21 protein-coding genes are annotated in these 17,350 nt (G+C 41.8%); 15 read left to right on the plus strand and 6 right to left on the minus strand.

The window, feature by feature from the left end:
• Positions 1–89: 89 nt before the first annotated feature.
• Positions 90–473, plus strand: a complete 384-nt coding sequence (locus ABWV72_RS05320; protein ID WP_216048480.1) for an MAPEG family protein — start codon at positions 90–92, stop codon at positions 471–473.
• A 71-nt stretch (positions 474–544) separates the two neighbouring features.
• On the opposite strand, the gene rluB is transcribed toward ABWV72_RS05320, so the two are convergent.
• From rluB to ABWV72_RS05345, 5 genes are read right to left on the minus strand one after another with little or no spacing between them, the layout of a single operon-like run.
• Positions 545–1,402 (minus strand): 23S rRNA pseudouridine(2605) synthase RluB, encoded by an 858-nt coding sequence (gene rluB / locus ABWV72_RS05325; protein WP_216048479.1) that lies wholly within the window; start codon positions 1,400–1,402, stop codon positions 545–547.
• The gene (scpB, locus tag ABWV72_RS05330; RefSeq protein WP_342804553.1) at positions 1,402–2,070 is read right to left on the minus strand and encodes an SMC-Scp complex subunit ScpB; all 669 of its coding nucleotides are present in this window, start codon (positions 2,068–2,070) and stop codon (positions 1,402–1,404) included. The genes rluB and scpB overlap by 1 nt, the downstream gene beginning before the upstream one ends.
• Entirely contained in the window at positions 2,058–2,897 is an 840-nt protein-coding gene (locus tag ABWV72_RS05335; RefSeq protein WP_216048477.1) for a segregation and condensation protein A, read from the minus strand. Before ABWV72_RS05335 ends, scpB begins: the two co-directional genes overlap by 13 nt.
• A 13-nt stretch (positions 2,898–2,910) precedes the next feature.
• Positions 2,911–3,531: an L-threonylcarbamoyladenylate synthase gene (locus ABWV72_RS05340; protein ID WP_216048476.1), complete on the minus strand. Its 621-nt coding sequence runs from the start codon at positions 3,529–3,531 to the stop codon at positions 2,911–2,913.
• A 9-nt stretch (positions 3,532–3,540) separates the two neighbouring features.
• Positions 3,541–4,404 carry a PHP domain-containing protein gene (locus ABWV72_RS05345; protein ID WP_353369175.1) on the minus strand — a complete coding sequence of 288 codons (864 nt, stop codon included), beginning with the start codon at positions 4,402–4,404 and terminating at the stop codon, positions 3,541–3,543.
• A 405-nt stretch (positions 4,405–4,809) separates the two neighbouring features.
• Between ABWV72_RS05345 and ABWV72_RS05350 the strand changes: the two genes are divergently transcribed.
• The 13 genes from ABWV72_RS05350 to ABWV72_RS05410 all read left to right on the plus strand — a co-directional run bounded on the left by ABWV72_RS05350 (position 4,810) and on the right by ABWV72_RS05410 (position 15,786).
• The gene (locus ABWV72_RS05350; RefSeq protein WP_353369177.1) at positions 4,810–6,408 is read left to right on the plus strand and encodes an anthranilate synthase component 1; all 1,599 of its coding nucleotides are present in this window, start codon (positions 4,810–4,812) and stop codon (positions 6,406–6,408) included.
• Positions 6,405–7,007: an aminodeoxychorismate/anthranilate synthase component II gene (locus tag ABWV72_RS05355; protein ID WP_216048473.1), complete on the plus strand. Its 603-nt coding sequence runs from the start codon at positions 6,405–6,407 to the stop codon at positions 7,005–7,007. The genes ABWV72_RS05350 and ABWV72_RS05355 overlap by 4 nt, the downstream gene beginning before the upstream one ends.
• Before the next feature lie 2 nt (positions 7,008–7,009).
• Positions 7,010–8,038: an anthranilate phosphoribosyltransferase gene (gene trpD / locus ABWV72_RS05360; protein ID WP_216048472.1), complete on the plus strand. Its 1,029-nt coding sequence runs from the start codon at positions 7,010–7,012 to the stop codon at positions 8,036–8,038.
• The gene (gene trpCF, locus ABWV72_RS05365; protein WP_342804556.1) at positions 8,039–9,421 is read left to right on the plus strand and encodes a bifunctional indole-3-glycerol-phosphate synthase TrpC/phosphoribosylanthranilate isomerase TrpF; all 1,383 of its coding nucleotides are present in this window, start codon (positions 8,039–8,041) and stop codon (positions 9,419–9,421) included.
• Positions 9,422–9,499: 78 nt separating this feature from the next.
• On the plus strand, positions 9,500–10,681 hold the full coding sequence (gene trpB / locus ABWV72_RS05370) for a tryptophan synthase subunit beta (protein ID WP_216048470.1): 1,182 nt from the start codon (positions 9,500–9,502) through the stop codon (positions 10,679–10,681).
• Positions 10,678–11,484, plus strand: a complete 807-nt coding sequence (trpA, locus tag ABWV72_RS05375) for a tryptophan synthase subunit alpha (RefSeq protein ID WP_353369180.1) — start codon at positions 10,678–10,680, stop codon at positions 11,482–11,484. Before trpB ends, trpA begins: the two co-directional genes overlap by 4 nt.
• A 25-nt stretch (positions 11,485–11,509) precedes the next feature.
• The gene (locus ABWV72_RS05380; protein ID WP_216048468.1) at positions 11,510–11,809 is read left to right on the plus strand and encodes a YciI family protein; all 300 of its coding nucleotides are present in this window, start codon (positions 11,510–11,512) and stop codon (positions 11,807–11,809) included.
• Positions 11,810–11,819: 10 nt separating this feature from the next.
• Positions 11,820–12,242: an alternative ribosome rescue aminoacyl-tRNA hydrolase ArfB gene (arfB, locus tag ABWV72_RS05385; protein ID WP_216048467.1), complete on the plus strand. Its 423-nt coding sequence runs from the start codon at positions 11,820–11,822 to the stop codon at positions 12,240–12,242.
• A gap of 164 nt (positions 12,243–12,406) precedes the next feature.
• Complete coding sequence (locus ABWV72_RS05390; protein WP_353369183.1) at positions 12,407–12,865, plus strand: hypothetical protein; 459 nt, start codon at positions 12,407–12,409, stop codon at positions 12,863–12,865.
• 93 nt (positions 12,866–12,958) lie between these two features.
• Positions 12,959–13,468 (plus strand): glycine zipper 2TM domain-containing protein, encoded by a 510-nt coding sequence (locus ABWV72_RS05395; protein ID WP_353369185.1) that lies wholly within the window; start codon positions 12,959–12,961, stop codon positions 13,466–13,468.
• 49 nt (positions 13,469–13,517) lie between these two features.
• Positions 13,518–13,790, plus strand: a complete 273-nt coding sequence (locus ABWV72_RS05400; RefSeq protein WP_303500821.1) for a PepSY domain-containing protein — start codon at positions 13,518–13,520, stop codon at positions 13,788–13,790.
• Positions 13,790–14,464, plus strand: a complete 675-nt coding sequence (locus ABWV72_RS05405; protein WP_216048464.1) for a response regulator transcription factor — start codon at positions 13,790–13,792, stop codon at positions 14,462–14,464. Before ABWV72_RS05400 ends, ABWV72_RS05405 begins: the two co-directional genes overlap by 1 nt.
• Entirely contained in the window at positions 14,461–15,786 is a 1,326-nt protein-coding gene (locus tag ABWV72_RS05410; RefSeq protein WP_353369188.1) for an ATP-binding protein, read from the plus strand. The genes ABWV72_RS05405 and ABWV72_RS05410 overlap by 4 nt, the downstream gene beginning before the upstream one ends.
• Here the strand turns inward: ABWV72_RS05410 and ABWV72_RS05415 are convergent.
• Positions 15,767–16,840, minus strand: a complete 1,074-nt coding sequence (locus tag ABWV72_RS05415) for an AI-2E family transporter (protein ID WP_353369190.1) — start codon at positions 16,838–16,840, stop codon at positions 15,767–15,769. The genes ABWV72_RS05410 and ABWV72_RS05415 overlap by 20 nt on opposite strands.
• A 111-nt stretch (positions 16,841–16,951) precedes the next feature.
• Between ABWV72_RS05415 and folX the strand changes: the two genes are divergently transcribed.
• Entirely contained in the window at positions 16,952–17,317 is a 366-nt protein-coding gene (gene folX / locus ABWV72_RS05420) for a dihydroneopterin triphosphate 2'-epimerase (RefSeq protein ID WP_216048461.1), read from the plus strand.
• Positions 17,318–17,350 lie beyond the last annotated feature (33 nt).

Here is a 17,350-nt window from a genome sequence, read left to right on the forward strand (position 1 = left end):
TCGGTGATAATTAAAAAGGTATTTGTTTAAACAAATATTTAGATGTTAACGTTATACTTAGACAATCAGGTTCACATTGTGAGTATCTCATGACGACTATTATCATCTGTTTAATCATTGCCACTATTATGCCAATTGTATTCAAAGCACCTTTAGCCATTGCGCAGAATAAGCAGGGAGGTTATGACAATCGAAACCCTCGTGCGCAACAGAGTAAACTCACCGGTTTTGGTGCGCGAGCCAAAGCCGTTCACGAAAATAGTTTTGAAGCACTAATCATGTTTATACCCGGTGCATTAACGGCGCTAATTACGCAAAACGTGGGTGATATCGCTCAATACCTAGCGATTGGATTTGTTATCTCACGTTTAATTTATGCTATTTGTTATTGGTTAGATATCCACGTACTGAGAAGTTTGGTGTGGTCAGTAGGCTTGGCCTGTTCAATTGGTTTACTCATTATTTCCTTGTAACTCACTTAAGAGCATAAAAAAAGCACCTTCGAATTTAATCAAAAGGTGCTTTTTTCGCATTTTTTAAATTGTTATTTTCTTCTTTTTAAATTCTTATTCAATTTATGCTTTTTGACTGAACGTCGCATGCGACTAATCCTAACGTGATCAAGCTTGTTACGCTTTTCATTGATCAAACTTTCAGTTTCATTGGGTAATTGTACAGATTTACGCAACGGATTAAGCTCATCTAAGGTTAATTCTATCCAGCCACCTTGAGGTAAGCGCTTTTGCAACTCTAAACCACCGTAGTTAACCCGAATCAGGCGACTGACCTGCACGCCTTGCGACTCCCATAGACGACGAACTTCTCTATTACGTCCTTCAGATAAGGTAACATTGAACCAAGAGTTTAGGCTTTCATCATCCCCAGGACGACGAGATATGGTAGTAAATTTAGCCATACCATCATCCAACTCCACCCCTTTTTTCAATAGCGCTATCATCTTACTATCAACTTCACCAAACACGCGAACGGCGTACTCTCTTTGGATTTCATGCTTAGGATGCATTAATCGATTAGCCAGTTCACCATCGTTAGTAAATAATAGTAGTCCGCTGGTGTTAATATCCAAGCGACCTACCGCAATCCAGCGACCATTCTGAATTTTAGGTAAGCGGTCAAACACTGTGGGGCGACCTTCAGGATCTTTGCGACTACACAATTCTCCCTCGGGTTTGTTGTACATCAGCACGCGGCACACCGGCTTTTCTTGGGCTAAGGCTAACAACTGACCATCCACTCGTATTTGATCGGTATTTTCTACTCGGTCTCCCAAAGTAGCGACATTACCGTTTACCGATATACGTCCCTGCTCTATCCACTTTTCCATCTCACGACGGGATCCTTGACCAGCGTTTGCCAGTACTTTTTGCAGTTTTTCACTCATTAATGTATTTGCTCTTTATTTGGTCCTAGTTCAGCCAAATTTATCGCTGTTTCTTGGGACGCTGTGTCTGATGTCATATGTTCAGCCACTGTTTTTAGTCGCTGTTCGTCTTGTTCTTTTTGCTCCAACTCAGGAAGCACTTCAATTGTTTGCATGGGCGGTAGATCAGCTAAACTTTTAATCCCAAAGTAATCCAAAAACCCTTTAGTTGTTGCATATAACGAAGGTCGCCCTGGCACTTCTTTGTGACCAACCACTTTCACCCATTCTCTTTCCGTTAGGGTTTTCATAATGTGACTACTGACTGAAACCCCTCGCACGTCTTCTATCTCTCCTCGGGTTATCGGTTGACGATAAGCTATCAAAGATAAAGTCTCTAATAGCGCCCGAGAATAGCGCGGCGCTTGTTCTTGCCACAATTTGCTTAACCAAGGGCTCAAGCTATCCACCGATTGAAACCGAAAGCCAGATGAGACCTCAATCAGTTGAATCCCTCGCGGGGCATAGTCTAATTTCAGCTCAGCTAACGCGGCATCAAGCTTTTTATTTGACACCCTGAGGCCTTCTAACACTGTGGTCTGTAATTTATCTTTGCTCAATGGCTCATCGGCAACAAAAATTGCCGCTTCAACAAGTTGTTTTAACTGTTCATCGGTTAATCTTGCCATACACCCTCTTCTCGATTACGCAGTTTCAGATGTATTTGACTGAAAGGTTGAGCTTGTACCAATTCTACCAAACTCTCTTTTACCAACTCCAATATTGCTAAGAAAGTCACTACTACCCCAGCTTTTCCTTCCGATACAAAAAATAAGGTCTCAAAACCAAGATAGTCTTTTTCATCTAATAATTCTAAAATCTTGCTCATTCGTTCTCGAGTCGACAAGACTTCCCTTTCAATTTGATGATGCTCAAAGGCTTTGGCTTTTTTCATCACCGATTGAAACGCTAATACGAGTTCTTGTAAGTTCACTTCAGGTTGTATTTTTATTGGTGCGACATGCTCGTTCGGTGTAGCACTGGCGCTGAACAGATCTCTTTCCATTCGAGGTAGCCCATCAATTTCTTGGGCTGCTAACTTTATCGCTTCATATTCTTGCAAACGACGAATCAATTCAGCGCGAGGATCATCTTCATCTTCTTCGGCGTCTGGTCGTTTAGGCAATAAGAGTCGCGATTTGACTTCGGCTAAAATCGCTGCCATCAGCAAATATTCAGCGGCTAACTCCAACTTTATTTCTTTCATTACCTCAACATATTCCATGTATTGTTGGGTAATTTGTAGCACTGGCAAATTCACTATATCGAATTTTTGTTTGCGAATTAGATATAAAAGTAAATCCAATGGCCCTTCAAACGCTTCTAAAATAACTTCTAAAGCATCCGGCGGAATATATAAATCTTCCGGTTTATCAATCATTGCCTCGCCATTGACGAATGCAAGGGGCAATGGCTGTTGAATAGGTGCTTTATTCGGCGCTGACTCTTGGGTCATTGGCTAATTCGCCTCAACCAAATACGCTAGTGTCGCCACTGCCTTCGCGGATGATATCAATCCCCCCCTCAGACATGTCGATCACACTGGTGGGTTGCTCACCTAAGTACCCACCATTAATAATCAAATCGACCTGACGTTCTAATTTGTCTCTAATATCTTCAGGATCAAATTCGGCCTGAGTTTCACCGGGTAAAATCAAGGTCGTGGACATTAAGGGTTCGTTTAATTCTTCTAACAATTGCAGCGCTATGATGTTATCGGGCACTCGAATACCTATTGTTTTACGTTTTGGGTTCTGCAACCGCTTTGGTACCTCTTTAGTGGCTTTTAGAATAAAAGTATATGGCCCTGGCGTATTATTCTTAATCAAACGAAAGGCGGTATTATCAACCCTAGCGTAGTTCGACAATTCAGACATATCACGGCACATCAAAGTAAAGTTATGATCTTTGCCAATCTGTCGTATCCTGCAAATTTGTTCAAGGGCAGACTTGTCTTCCATTTGGCACCCAATTGCGTAGCCAGAATCTGTGGGATAAACAATCACGCCACCAGCTCGAATAATTTCACAGGCTTGGCGCAATAACCGTTGCTGAGGATTATCAGGATGAACATAAAAATACTGACTCATAAGTTTTCGCTAATTTCCTATTCTATTGTTTAGTTCTGAGAGGTTTTTCCAATCATGCCACACAGGCGTTAAACGCTCTGATATGGCTAAACTTTTCCCTAGCTCCGTCCAGCGACTCGGATAATGAAAATCCGACCCTGTAGAGGCCAGCAGCTGATGTTCGATGGCTAATTCCACCAGCAATTCCCTTTTGCTTGCAGCTAAATGCATGTGATTAGCCTCGATCCCATCGCCGCCTGATAGGGCAAACTCAGCCACCAATCGACGCAACCACTTTGCGGTCATGTCGTAATGTCCTGGGTGGGCTAAAACTGCTTGTCCGCCGGCATCCTGAATCCAAGTCACCGCGTCTTCGATGCTTATCCACTCAGGTTTTACGTGGGCCTTTTTACCTTTCCCTAAATACTTTTTAAAAGCATTTTCTAGGCTGCTGACAGCATTAAGTTTTACCAATGCTCTAGCAAAATGAGCACGGGTTATTTGTCCAACGCCAGCAAAGCTTTTTGCGGTTTCATACACATCAGGTACACCCGCTTTTTCTAATTTATTGGCTATTTTTAGCGCCCGTTCTTGTCTACTTTGACTCTGCTGTGCAAGTCGAGATAAAAATACTGGGTCGTTGTGATCCACGTTAAGACCAACAATATGAATATCAAATCCATGCCAGCTTGTTGACAATTCAACACCAGCAATCACGGCTAATTTACGTTTACACTGTTGTTGATGATCTTTAAGTTCTTGAACCCCATCAACAGTGTCATGATCAGTTAATGCCAGTACATCTACTTGCATATTGTGAGCACGATCTAACAGCTCCTGGGGAGTCAATCGACCGTCTGAATAACTACTATGGCAATGCAAATCTATTTTCATGGCTTCTATCATATAACGCTTTAATTAGGCAATTTTAAACTTTTTATCGTCCAATGTATTGACACAACGAGCGAATTGTTTTCTTCTATAAGGGTGATAGCGTTATTATATGTTAAACGCCACAAAATATTCAGGTTAAATGCCTTGGGAGTTGGATAAATTCTCAAAAAAAGTCAATAGACAGCCTTATTTTAAGGTTTAATTACAGTTTACAAAGTGAATTTAAACACATGACAAATACAATTCATTCCACAAATAGCAAAATCTGGTGGTGGCACATCCCTAACTAGCGGGCTGTGAGTGTTTGTGTGTGTAGCAAATAATTATTAAGAGGCCCGTTTATCGGGCCTTTTTCGTATCTGCCCGCAACGCGCTAAAATTAAAATCAAACTTGAGAAGTAAAACATGAGTTTAACTCAATTAAGTGAAAAACCCGGAATAGCCGAAACCATTGTTAAACATGGTCCCTATGTTGCTGACCCTCTCAGCGCCTATCAACAGTTGTGCAAAAGCAAAACCAATACGTTATTGCTTGAGTCGGCGGAGATTGACAGTAAGGATAACTTAAAGAGTTTAATCTTGTTGGATGCCGCATTAAAATTAACTTGCCATGGTCACACCGTGCTCATTCAAGGGTTAAATGAAAATGGTGCCTCTGTGTTACCGTTATTTGAACACCACATACCTGCAGGCGTTGAAGTTGAAGTAGACTCGAATAACGCCGCCCTGAAATTAACGTTTTCGATACCCGATTCGAATCTTGACGAAGACACTCGATTAAAAGCACCGGCCGTATTTGATGCATTGCGATTAATTGTCAAAAATATTCATTGCTTGCGTGAACATCCTCAAAACTTATTTTTAGGCGGCGCATTCGCTTACGACCTTTTAGCCAGTTTTGAATCCCTACCCGAGGTGCCCGACAGCGAAAATACCTGCCCTGATTTTGTTTTTTACCTAGCCCAATCATTGCTCGTGATAGACCATCAATTACAAACCACTGAAGTCATTAGCACAGTATTTAGTGGCAAAAATGTAAGCAGTAGTTACTTTTCAGTCAGTCAACAACTAGAAGAAATCATCAGCCAATTAAAACAACTCAAACAACAACCCATGCAATCAACGCCGGTCGGTATTGAGATGAAGTTAGAGGTGGATAAGTCAGATGACGAATACAAACAGGATGTGTTAAATCTTAAAGAACATATTTTGGCTGGCGATATTTTCCAAGTTGTTCCTTCGCGCACGTTTAAATTACCTTGTCCTTCTCCCTATGCAGCTTATGCCAATCTAAAGAAACAAAATCCAAGTCCATACATGTTCTTTCTACAAGATGACGATTTTTGTATGTTTGGCGCCTCCCCCGAGTCGGCACTCAAATACGATAAACAGAGTAATCAAATTGAGATATATCCGATTGCAGGTACTCGCCCCAGAGGAAAACATGCTGATGGCAGTATCAATGTAGATTTGGATAGTCGAATTGAGCTTAATCTACGTGAAGACCAAAAAGAAAAAGCCGAACACCTAATGCTTGTTGATTTAGCCCGAAATGACGTAGCAAAAGTTTCCCAACCCGGTACCCGCTTCGTAAAAGATCTTTTAAAAGTAGATAGATATTCCCATGTAATGCATTTAGTCAGTCGTGTAGTCGGTCAATTACGAGATGACTTAGATGCACTGCATGCTTACGCCGCCTGCATGAATATGGGGACGCTAGTAGGTGCCCCTAAAGTCAGTGCAGCATCGCTTATCCGTGAAGTAGAGAAAAAACGCAGAGGAAGTTATGGCGGTGCAGTGGGTTATATCAATGGCAATGGCGACATGGATACTTGTATCGTAATTCGCTCCGCATTTGTCAAACACAATATTGCTTATATCCAGGCTGGCGCAGGCGTGGTGTACGACTCAGATCCACAATCTGAAGCAGACGAAACCAGAGGCAAAGCACAAGCGGTTATTACCGCGATTGTCAGTGCCCATGCTAAGGAGAATAATTTATGAGCCGTCCAATTAGTGTGTTTCTGCTGGATAATTATGATTCCTTTACCTACAACCTAGTAGATGAGTTACGTGGTATGGGAATGGAGTTGATTATTTATCGAAATTCAGTTTCTGCTCAAATGATCTATTCTCAAATGCAACAAAAAGCAGAAAATTCAGAAGTATTATTATTGTTATCACCCGGACCAGGAGAGCCATCACAAGCCGGTTGTTTACTCGAACTCATCGAGCTTGTTAAAGGTCAATTTCCAGTACTAGGAATTTGTTTAGGCCATCAAGCGATTGTTAAATCATACGGTGGAAAAGTGATTAGAGCTGAACAAGTTATGCACGGCAAAGCGTCATACATCCAGCATGACAACAGCGCACTCTTCTGTGGCCTAGCAAATCCACTGCCAGTGGCACGATATCATTCATTGGTAGTCAGTGACATTCCAAAAGAACTAAATGTAATAGCTAACTTTGAAGGTATTCCCATGTGTGTGTATCATCCTGCCGACAGAATGTTGGGCTTCCAATTTCACCCTGAGTCGATTTTGACCTCTCATGGAAGTCAACTACTTGAACAAAGCATTCGTTATTTAACGCAAAAGGCATAAATATGACTATCAATACTCTTTCCCATTTGGAATCGTTATACCTAGGTCAGGATTTATCACAGCAAGATTGCGAAGCCTTATTTTCAATGGTAGTGAAAGGCGAGTTAAATGACATCGTGATTTCATCGATGTTAACCGCCCTTAAAATAAAGGGTGAAAAGCCAGCAGAAATTGCTGGTGCAGCGGCAGCGTTAATCAATAATGCAGCGCCCTTCCCTCGTCCCGATTATCCCTTTGCAGATATTGTAGGAACCGGAGGCGATGGTCACAACACCATCAACATTTCCTCAGCCGCCGCAATTGTGGCCGCTAGCTGTGGTGTAAAAGTGGCAAAACATGGCAATCGCAGTGTTTCCAGTAAATCCGGTTCCGCGGATCTATTTCGAGAATTCGGCATGGATCTTAGTATGAGTGCGCAGACTGCGAGAAACTGCTTAGATGATGCAAATTTATGTTTCTTGTTTGCACCAAATTATCATGCAGGAATTAAGTTTGCGATGCCAGTCAGAACCACCTTAAAAACCCGCACCTTGTTTAACTTACTCGGCCCGTTGGCCAACCCAGGCAAGCCGACACACATGATGATCGGGGTATACGCTCCTGAATGGGTCATGCCATTTGCCAAAACCCTAAAATTGTTGGGCTATGAGCATGCGCTGGTAGTGCATGGTAGTGGCTTAGATGAATTAGCCTTGCACGGTCCATCTCAAGTGGCTGAATTAAAAAATGGCGAGATTAACGAATACACATTAACGCCTGCTGATTTTGGTCTACAAGAGCACTCACTTGAAAGTATAAAAGGTGGAGAGCCTGAAGAGAATAAAGCACTAATAGAGGCGGTATTAACCGGTAAAGGACAGCTTGCCCACCAATCCGCGGTCGCGATGAACGCCGGCGCTTTGTTGAAGTTGACAGGTATCGCATCCACGTATGAACAAGGTGCGCAAATAGCGGTTGAGGCCATGCAATCCAAACAAGCATTAGACACCATTTTATCTGCCGCCAACACTAGTCAACAAGGAGCACAATAAGTGGCAAATGTATTAGAAAAAATAGTCGCCAATAAACGTGAAGAATTGGTGCAACGTAAATTAGATCTGCCGCTTTCATCATTTAAAGATAATTTGACTCCTTCAGATCGCAGTTTTTATCAAGCGTTATCTAAACCAAATGCAGGCTATGTGCTCGAATGTAAAAAGGCTTCACCATCGAAAGGTTTGATTCGCGATGATTTTAATCTCGATGAGATTATTGCAGCCTATGGTCCATATGCTGCGTGCATTTCAGTATTAACCGATGAAAAGTACTTTCAAGGTAAATTTGAATACCTAGAATATGTGCGCCAACGCGTTAGCCAGCCGGTTTTAAATAAAGATTTTTTTGTAGACCCTTATCAAATATATTTGGCCCGTCATCACAATGCCGATGCTGTACTGCTTATGCTGTCGGTACTCAACGATGAAGAATATGCTCAACTTGCTGAGCTAGCTGAGCAATATCAACTTGATGTATTGACGGAAGTCAGTAACGAAGAAGAGGCTCATAGAGCCTTGGCTTTGGGGGCTAAAATTATTGGTATCAATAACCGTAATTTACGTGATTTAAGTACTGACTTAGCCACTACCGAAAAACTAGTTCCTCTAATAAAACAAAGTAAGCACGAATGTGTAGTGATATCTGAATCCGGTATTTATACCAATAAAGATGTGCGCCGACTGGCCCCATTAGTAGACGGATTTTTGGTCGGCAGTTCAGTGATGCAAGAACTCGACGTTATCAGTGCAGTTAAAAAACTACTTTTCGGTGAGGTTAAAATTTGCGGCATCACTAGAGTCGAAGATGCCCAAGTTATTGCCAGCTGTGGCGCAATCTATGGCGGCTTAATTTTCGCTGAAAAGTCGCCGCGCGCAATTACTCTGCAAAGCGCAAAACAAATTGTCGATTCGGTACCATTTCATTATGTGGGCGTTTTTGTTAACAACACTATCGACACCATTGTCGAATATGCCAATCAATTAAATTTAACTGCGGTACAATTGCACGGACAAGAAGATCAAACTTTTATTGATGCGTTGCGTACTCAATTACAGCCCAATTGTGAAATTTGGAAAGCATTTGGGGTCACAAATAGCCTACCGGTTATGGATTTAGAGAACGTCGATAGGATTTTGTTAGATTGCAAAGTCGGCGAGCAATCCGGCGGCACAGGACAACAATTTGATTGGCAGTTGTTATCCCAATTGCCAGATAACAATAATGTCATATTAGCTGGCGGGCTGACTCCTCAAAACATTCAAGATGCCAGAGCAACTAACGTACTAGGGCTAGATGCAAATTCGGGGGTGGAATCCGCCCCAGGCATTAAAGATCAACAAAAAATTGCACAATTATTTGATCTGTTACGACGCTACTGAAGTTTAATCATGCAACGATTGCTAATAGCTTACAGACAAATAATAACGTTAAAACAAATATAGACATAAGAGAGCAACATGAATCACTTAGACAGTAAATTTGGCGAATACGGTGGTATGTATGTACCAGAGTTACTTATTCCCGCTTTAGATCAACTTGAACAAGCCTTTATAGATGCGCAAAATGATCCCAGCTTTGTGGAAGAATTTAACGGCTTATTAAAAGACTACGCGGGCCGCCCAACAGCGATGACTCTTACTAAAAATCTAGTGAGTAACCCGAAAGTAAAACTGTATTTAAAACGCGAAGACTTATTACACGGTGGAGCCCATAAAACCAATCAAGTTTTGGGACAGGCAATATTAACCAAACGTATGGGCAAAACCGAAGTAATCGCTGAGACGGGTGCTGGCCAACACGGTGTGGCAACAGCTTTAGCCTGCGCGCTTATGGGCTTAAAAGCACGTATTTATATGGGTGCCAAAGACGTAGAGCGTCAAGCACCAAATGTGTTTCGTATGCGCCTAATGGGTGCCGAAGTCATCCCCGTCAATGCCGGTTCAGGTACTCTTAAAGATGCGGTAAATGAAGCGATGCGTGATTGGTCAGCCACCTATGACAAGGCCCACTATCTACTTGGTACGGCTGCCGGACCTCATCCTTTCCCGACTATCGTACGTGAATTTCATCGAATGATTGGTGAAGAAACCCGTGCGCAGATCATGGAAAAAGAAGGACGCTTACCCGATGCCGTTGTGGCTTGCGTAGGTGGTGGTTCAAATGCCATAGGTATGTTTGCTGATTTCATTGATGAACCTAGTGTGAGTTTAATTGGTGTAGAGCCTGCGGGTAAAGGCATTCACACACCGGATCACGGTGCCGCTATCTGCACAGGTAGTAAAGGTGTGTTACATGGTGCATACAGTTACATTATGCAAGATAACGACGGCCAGATTGAAGAATCCTATTCAGTTTCTGCTGGTTTAGATTACCCTGCAGTGGGTCCTCAGCATGCTTATTTACACGACATAGGTCGAGCACAGTATGCGGCAGTTACCGATGACGAAGCATTAAACGCGTTCCAATTACTTGCTCGCAAAGAAGGGATTATTCCGGCGCTTGAGTCTTCACACGCCCTTGCCCATGCCCTCAATATGGCAGATGAAGCAGAAGAGGAAACTATCATAGTGGTGAATCTATCTGGTCGAGGTGATAAAGACTTAGCCCACGTTTACAATATTTTGGGAGAACAAAAATGAGCCGTTACGACAACATGTTTGAACGCCTGAATAAAGCTAACCAAGGCGCATTTGTCCCCTTCGTAATGCTTGGGGATCCAGATAAAGAAACCTCATTTAATATCATTAAAACACTAGTAGAAAGCGGTGCCGATGCATTGGAATTAGGTATTCCCTATTCAGATCCCATCGCAGATGGCCCTACGATTCAAAAAGCCAGTATTCGCGCCTTGGAGAATAAAATAACACCATCAGATTGTTTTGATGTGATTAAACAAATTCGCGATATTTTTCCAGAGGTGCCAATTGGACTGCTGCTGTATAGCAACCTTGTCATTAAAAAAGGCTTAACGGAGTTTTATCAGGCGGCTAACGCTGCTGGAGTAGATTCGATTCTAATTGCCGATGTTCCCCTGCGCGAAGCACAGCGATTTATAGACGTAGCGGAAAGCAATAAAATCAATCAAATTCTCATCGCGCCGCCAAATGCGAGTGACGAAACCTTAGCCGAAATTGGTCGTAAGTCGTCTGGCTATACTTATTTACTTGGTAGAGCTGGTGTAACGGGTGCAGAGACAGCCGCGACTATTCCCGCCGACGAATTAATTGCTAAACTAACTCAATACCAAGTCGCTCCTCCCTTGTTAGGTTTTGGAATATCAAAACCAGCACAAGTAACTGAAGCGATAACGGCAGGCGCAGCAGGCGCCATTTCCGGTTCAGCTACGGTGAACATTATCGAACAAAACCTCGATAATCCGAGTAAAATGCTAGAACAACTTGCAAGCTTTGTCTGTGAGATGAAAGCGGCTACCCATAAATAACTAATTTGATAAGAAGGATAATTCAATGTTGTATGTCATTTACGCAGAGGACGTAGCCAATAGTCTACCTTTAAGACTGAGTGTGCGCCCTGCTCACCTAGAAAGATTGGAGTCACTTAAACAACAAGGACGTTTGGTCATTGCCGGTCCTTGTCCGGCAATTGATAGCCCAACTCCTGGTGAAGCAGGATTTACCGGTTCGGTGATCATTGCTGAGTTTGATAGTTTGTCTGATGCTCAACAATGGGCAGATAGCGATCCGTACATTGGGGCCGGAGTTTTCAAAAGTGTAGTCGTGAAACCATTTTCACAAACCTTACCTTAGGCAGATAATCATGGCACTAATAAGCATAACCGAACACCTCAGCATATCTGACGATCAGTTTGAAATGAATGCTATTCGCGCCCAAGGCGCTGGCGGACAAAATGTGAATAAAGTCTCCAGCGCAATCCACCTTCGTTTTGATGTTAACGCCTCTACTTTGCCTGAGTTTTACAAAACAAGTTTGCTCAATAGTAACGACAGCCGGATAACCAATGACGGCATTCTGGTGATAAAAGCCCAAAACTACCGCACGCAGGAACAAAACCGCGAAGATGCCGTTACTCGTTTAATCGAAATTATTAAAAAAGCCGGCGAAAAACCCAAACCTAGACGGGCGACTAAACCCACAAAGTCATCCCAAGTTCGCCGAGTAGAAAGTAAGAAAAAAGCCGGAAAAACCAAATCTCTGCGAAAAAAAGTCGACTTCGATTAACGATAAAAGCCTGCGTTCCAATTCTTAGCCAACCTCTTTCTTATCTACTTAACTGCGGCCATTATGAAAGCTGTTATGTGAAAAAGGATTAGACACTTGGCTACATCGCAGCACTCAAGCTTATGAATTACTAGCCGATACCCTGAGTAACGAAGGGGTGGTGAATGAAAAACACACATAAGTTTACGATTAAATTGATCAAAAGAGCTTTTTTGCTGGCTGTGATCATGTTGAGTATTTCTGCTTGTAATCAACTCTTCTCAATGAAAATTGTTCGATTCGCCGATAAAGACAGCTATCAAGCTGACCCAAAAACGTTGGAAAGTGTGGATAGAACGTTTTACACCGCTTTGCATTTAGGAGACTGGGACTATCAAGGTTCGAATGCGTCTTTTGGAGAAGTCAGAGCGTTCATCAAAATTCCCCAAAAACTAGATTTAGCCAAAGGCGTTCAAGAACAGTATATACAACGAATTATTTGCCCTAGCGCTGATAACTTAGACCTTTGGTACAAATTGAAAAACATAGATTTGGAAATACACATCTACACTAACAATAGAAACAGTACGATTTCAGCTACCTGCTTTAATCCATTGCACAACAGAAATCTACAATCCGTTTAAACCCCAATGCTTAACTAACCGATAAGGTTTAGTTCAGTTATAGTTCAGTTAGTCTCTCCTATTATGAACCTAAGATTTCAAAGGAGAGACAAAATGTTAAATCTAAAAAACATCTCAATTGCCACATTACTTTTCGGTTTTTCTGCTGGTCAAGCGTTAGCCGATACCCGTTATGATTATGCAAAAGTAGTTCGGGTCGATCCGGTATATCAATACTCGACGGTAAAACAACCCATACAGCAGTGTTACCCTGTTGAACGAACAGTTCGCTACAACAACGATCATCGTCAGCGCACAAACTCAACAATTGCCGGCGCAGTAATTGGTGGCGTGATTGGAAATGTAATTGGCGACAACCGCAGGAGCACAGTAACGGGCGCCATTATCGGCGGCGCAATTGGTAATAGCGTGCAAGGGCCGCAATACAGCACTCGAGTGACCCAACATTGTGAGACCGTATATGAGCCTGCAAAAAAAGTAAGAAAAATCAAAGGTTATAACGTAAAATATCGTTATCAAGGTGCAGCCTATGAAACCTTTATGCATTCGCGCCCAGGTAATACAGTGAAAGTAAAAGTGAAGGTATCACCAGTAAGACATTAAACTATTTGTAATCATAAAAACGCCAACAAATCAGGAACCCATTTTGATTGTGCACATCAGAGGTAAATTGATTTTCTTATTAATGACCCTTGCTCTTTGCTTCGGCGGGCAAGTGTCAGCCCAAGAAACATCAAAAGACAACATTGATAAAGCCCAAGCTGCAAATAGAGTGCTGCAAAAGGTTAACGGTCGAGTATTGCGTGTTAACCAAAGTAAAAATACCTATAAGGTCAAAGTTTTACAGAAAAATGGGCGAGTGGTCACTGTAGATGTCGATAAACGTTCAGGTAAGATAACCAAACAACGTAGTAGAGATAAATAATGCGTATTCTTGTGGTGGAAGATGACAGTAGACTGTTAACCCAATTAGATCAGTTGTTACAACAACATGGTTATAGTGTCGATTTAGCCGATGATGGTGCCAAAGCCAGCTATTTGTTAGCTGAACACCCATACGATTTGGCCATAGTCGATATAGGTCTACCTGTAATTGACGGATTTGATGTTATAAAAAATGCGCGTAAAAACGATGTCACCTGCCCTATTCTGATTTTGACAGCGCGGGATCGTTGGCAGGAAAAAGTAGAAGGTTTAGATGCTGGAGCAGATGATTATCTTACTAAACCTTTTCACAATGAAGAACTACTCGCCCGAGCAAAAGCGCTGATTCGTAGATCCTCAGGACAAGCCAATCCGCTTATTGAAAAAGGTCCTATAACACTCGACACCACAGCCGAAGAAGTCGCTGTAAACGGGCAATCCTTAGAACTCACGGCTTATGAATACAAAGTGTTGGAGTACCTTTTACTCAATCCCCAAAAAATAGTTTCTAAAACGGAATTGACTGAACACATATATGATCAAGATTTTGATTTAGACAGTAACGTGATAGAAGTGTTTGTCGGGCGTTTACGTAAGAAACTAGATCCAGAAAATAATTATAAACCAATTGAAACCCTGCGCGGACGCGGCTACCGAATCAATCGAGAATTATGATCAGGTTATCGTTGCGCCTCAGAAGTTTTGCGGCCGCCTTGCTGGCACTGCTACTTTTCATTCCTTTAGGCGCAATGACCTTAGAACAAGCCTACACGGATAGTCTCAGTCAATCTATGCTCGAACAATTGCGGGTGCAAAGTCTCACCCTTATTTCTGAATTTGAAATGGTAGACGGTGAGCCTGAAATGCCTGAACAACTGTTTAACGACAAGCTCAACATTCCTGGCTCTGGATTGTATGCATTTATTAAAATAAACGATGATGTTGTGTGGCAGTCTTTATCCACTTTAAACTGGTCAGAACAACCTCAGTTAGACGCCCCAATTATTGGTAAAGAAATATTTTTAGCTGAATTTAGTTTGGACGCTGATTATTTCCTCTATTCCTATACCGCTGAGTTTGAAGGTAATGTAGATTTTGAGCCTGTCAGCTTTTTTATTGTGCAAGATAAACTCACCTTTGAAAAAGAGCGGGATGCCTTTTCCAATACCCTTTGGTATTGGCTAGGCTTTTTAGCCTTGTTACTTTTGATCGTATTAATAGCCAGTTTAAATATGGCCTTGAGCCCAATAAACACATTGATTGGTCAAATCAAAAAGACCGAGGAAGGTGATATAGAACGCTTACAACAAACCTACCCGCCTGAATTGGAAAAACTAAAACGCAGTATCAATCACCTGCTCGATACCGAACAGCAGCAACGTAGTCGCTATAAAAATAGTCTTAGCGATCTAGCCCATAGCTTAAAAACCCCTTTAGCTGTGCTTGCCGGTAACCCGAATCTGCCCAGCTCAGCCAATGAACCTTTATCACAAATAAATAATATTATTCAACGTCAATTAAAACGTGCCGTTGCCGGTGCTGGCAGTGGCTGGGATCAGGCAGTTTCGGTATTGCCGATTGTTCAAAAACTACAATCAGCAATGGCTAAAGTGCATGCTGATAAAGATTTATCGATTAGCTTACAAATACCAGAGAATTGCCAGTTCAAAGGTGACCAAACTGATTTAATGGAATTACTCGGAAATTTAATGGATAACGCCTGTAAAGCGGCAAAGTCTAAAGTCAAAGTGTCGGCACAACAAACCAATAAATTGTTGCGCATTACCGTGGAAGATGACGGCAACGGCATTGAGCCGCAACATCGCCAAGAATTATTGCACCGAGGAAAACGCTTAGACAGTTATCAAGAAGGTCAAGGTATTGGTATGGCGGTGGTAACCGATTTAATCTCTGCTTACCACGGTAAAATGGAAATTACTGACTCCACACTAGGTGGAGCCAAAATTGAAATGACCTTTACTCGGATGCCTGATTGAGCTCAGCTTCATCTTTTTTTTCATCTGGAATATCTTCACTATCGAGCAAGACCGCTATCCACTGACTATCTTGATTAGACTCTAATGCTATTTTTACGATCATAGTCAAAGGCACCGATAACAGCATGCCCACAGTGCCTAATAACCATCCCCAGAAAATTAACGATAAAAACACCACTAAAGTGGATAAGCCTAAGCCTCTGCCTAAAAATTTCGGTTCAACTACATTACCCATAACAGTGTTGGTGACCACATATCCAATGGCGGTGAGTCCAGCCACACCAGGGCCCAATTGTACAAATGCCAGCAATACCGCTGGGACAGCCGCAATAATCGACCCAATGTTTGGAATGTAATTCAATAGAAACGCTAACACCGCCCATAACATAAAGTGATCTAGGCCTAAGAAATATAACCAAAGGCCAATCACCACGCCAGTGCCTATGCTGACGATGGTTTTTATTACTAAATAATTTTTAACCGACACTAAAAACTTATCTATTTGCTGAATCTTCATGGATGGATCATCCAGCGCAATATGCACTTTCTTAGGCACCGAATCTGCTTCAAAAAGCATAAACACGACAGTTAAAATAATTAATAAAAAGTTAGTCAGTACACTGCCAAAACTGGTGAGTATATTAGTGGCCATACTCATGGCGATGCCGGGATCTAAATAAGACACGAGCAAATCACTGTTTACTTCAATATTAAACAGAGTTTCAAGCTTGCTGGTTATCCATACTAGCTCATCACTTAATTGTTGTTTGTATTGAGGAATATTTTCACGAAATTCGGCCATGGAGTTACCCACTAAACCTGCTAACATAAATCCAAATATCACAATTAACAGTATAACTAGTATCACTGATAACCAACGAGGAACCTTGTATTTAGAAGCCCAATGGATAATTGGATGACACGCCATCGCTATAAAAATAGATAAAAGAAAAGGAACTACGATTGTACTGGCTGCTTTAATACCAGCTAATATAATAACAATACAGGCTAACACTAATATTGCTTTAATCGCAGTGGGCGACTTAGTTTCCATATAGATTCACATTGGATTATTTGATGTTGGTCCACAAACTAGCAGATAATAGACCTATTGAAAACACAACGATTAAACAACATTTCGCGAATTTTAAGGAAGTGACAATAAATGAAGCTGAATCCAGCCACTATCAGAATTAAAAACCTCAGGTTACGCACTTACATTGGTATTAATGAAGATGAAATAGTGAACAAACAAGACGTTATCGTTAATGTGAAAATTCATTACAACGCCGAGCAAGCAACAGACTCAGATGATATGGAAGATGCATTAAATTATAAAATCATTACCAAACGAATTATCAAACTAGTAGAAGACAACCGTTTTTCACTGCTGGAAAAGCTAACATCAGACGTATTGGAAATTGCCGCAGAACATCCTTGGGTAATTTATGCTGAAGCCGAAGTAGATAAGCCCCATGCACTACGTTTCTCAGACTCAGTATCACTGTGCCTATCATGTACTAAAGGGTAATTCTGTTCACTCCAGATTGAAGCAAATAAAATC

Source organism: Aliiglaciecola sp. NS0011-25, assembly GCF_040370605.1.
In the GTDB taxonomy this organism is placed as follows: domain Bacteria; phylum Pseudomonadota; class Gammaproteobacteria; order Enterobacterales; family Alteromonadaceae; genus Aliiglaciecola; species Aliiglaciecola lipolytica_A.

Bases quoted from the DNA above. Each gene is read 5' to 3' on its own strand.
- ABWV72_RS05320 (WP_216048480.1), top strand. From the start codon at position 90: ATGACGACTATTATCATCTGTTTAATCATTGCCACTATTATGCCAATT.
- rluB (WP_216048479.1), bottom strand. From the start codon at position 1,402: ATGAGTGAAAAACTGCAAAAAGTACTGGCAAACGCTGGTCAAGGATCC.
- scpB (WP_342804553.1), bottom strand. From the start codon at position 2,070: ATGGCAAGATTAACCGATGAACAGTTAAAACAACTTGTTGAAGCGGCA.
- ABWV72_RS05335 (WP_216048477.1), bottom strand. From the start codon at position 2,897: ATGACCCAAGAGTCAGCGCCGAATAAAGCACCTATTCAACAGCCATTG.
- ABWV72_RS05340 (WP_216048476.1), bottom strand. From the start codon at position 3,531: ATGAGTCAGTATTTTTATGTTCATCCTGATAATCCTCAGCAACGGTTA.
- ABWV72_RS05345 (WP_353369175.1), bottom strand. From the start codon at position 4,404: ATGAAAATAGATTTGCATTGCCATAGTAGTTATTCAGACGGTCGATTG.
- ABWV72_RS05350 (WP_353369177.1), top strand. From the start codon at position 4,810: ATGAGTTTAACTCAATTAAGTGAAAAACCCGGAATAGCCGAAACCATT.
- ABWV72_RS05355 (WP_216048473.1), top strand. From the start codon at position 6,405: ATGAGCCGTCCAATTAGTGTGTTTCTGCTGGATAATTATGATTCCTTT.
- trpD (WP_216048472.1), top strand. From the start codon at position 7,010: ATGACTATCAATACTCTTTCCCATTTGGAATCGTTATACCTAGGTCAG.
- trpB (WP_216048470.1), top strand. From the start codon at position 9,500: ATGAATCACTTAGACAGTAAATTTGGCGAATACGGTGGTATGTATGTA.
- trpA (WP_353369180.1), top strand. From the start codon at position 10,678: ATGAGCCGTTACGACAACATGTTTGAACGCCTGAATAAAGCTAACCAA.
- ABWV72_RS05380 (WP_216048468.1), top strand. From the start codon at position 11,510: ATGTTGTATGTCATTTACGCAGAGGACGTAGCCAATAGTCTACCTTTA.
- arfB (WP_216048467.1), top strand. From the start codon at position 11,820: ATGGCACTAATAAGCATAACCGAACACCTCAGCATATCTGACGATCAG.
- ABWV72_RS05390 (WP_353369183.1), top strand. From the start codon at position 12,407: ATGAAAAACACACATAAGTTTACGATTAAATTGATCAAAAGAGCTTTT.
- ABWV72_RS05395 (WP_353369185.1), top strand. From the start codon at position 12,959: ATGTTAAATCTAAAAAACATCTCAATTGCCACATTACTTTTCGGTTTT.
- ABWV72_RS05405 (WP_216048464.1), top strand. From the start codon at position 13,790: ATGCGTATTCTTGTGGTGGAAGATGACAGTAGACTGTTAACCCAATTA.
- ABWV72_RS05410 (WP_353369188.1), top strand. From the start codon at position 14,461: ATGATCAGGTTATCGTTGCGCCTCAGAAGTTTTGCGGCCGCCTTGCTG.
- ABWV72_RS05415 (WP_353369190.1), bottom strand. From the start codon at position 16,840: ATGGAAACTAAGTCGCCCACTGCGATTAAAGCAATATTAGTGTTAGCC.
- folX (WP_216048461.1), top strand. From the start codon at position 16,952: ATGAAGCTGAATCCAGCCACTATCAGAATTAAAAACCTCAGGTTACGC.